Below are 568 nucleotides of genomic sequence, written 5' to 3' on the forward strand. Positions count from 1 at the left end.
AGAGACAGCAATATTGGTACTGCCATTGCCCATGTAGCATCTGCAAAAATTCAAATGCGTAATTTTTTCATGAAGCCAAAAATAGCTTTTCCGATGATTATTACTGCGGGAATATTAGGCGCCTTAGCAGGACTCTTTGAAATTGTAGGTACACCATACAGTGCTGGTTTCGGTCTAGGTGGCTTTGTTGGACCATTGAAGTATTTAAGCTTAGTAGGTTGGACACCTTATACACTAACAATAGCGATAACGTTATTTATCGCCCTGCCTATTCTATTAAATGTTGTCTTACTACGAATCTTCTCGATGAAACTGAAATGGATTACATCGGAAGACTATAAGGTGCATTATGAATAATGGAAAAGTCTCCGTTTGGGGGCTTTTTTTTCGTGAACATTTTGGAAAATATGATACACTAAAAGCTATACTAAAACACAAAAGAGAGTTGAAATAAATTATGGTAACGGAGCAACCATTTTTACCAGTATTATTAGGATCAGATATGAATGCATACGGCATGGCACGAGCATTTTATGAGGCATATGGCATTAAGCCACTTGTATTAGGA

General features: G+C 37.1%; 1 protein-coding gene. It reads left to right on the plus strand.

The genetic code is table 11. The features are described 5' to 3' along the window. Window positions 1-357, plus strand: a 357-nt coding sequence (locus tag FH036_RS26930; RefSeq protein WP_180358400.1) for a PTS sugar transporter subunit IIC, incomplete at its 5' end; no start/stop codon positions are given. Between the last annotated feature and the right edge of the window lie 211 nt (window positions 358-568).

This window comes from Bacillus sp. CD3-5, from assembly GCF_006349665.1.
Lineage (GTDB): Bacteria > Bacillota > Bacilli > Bacillales > Bacillaceae_G > Bacillus_A > Bacillus_A paranthracis.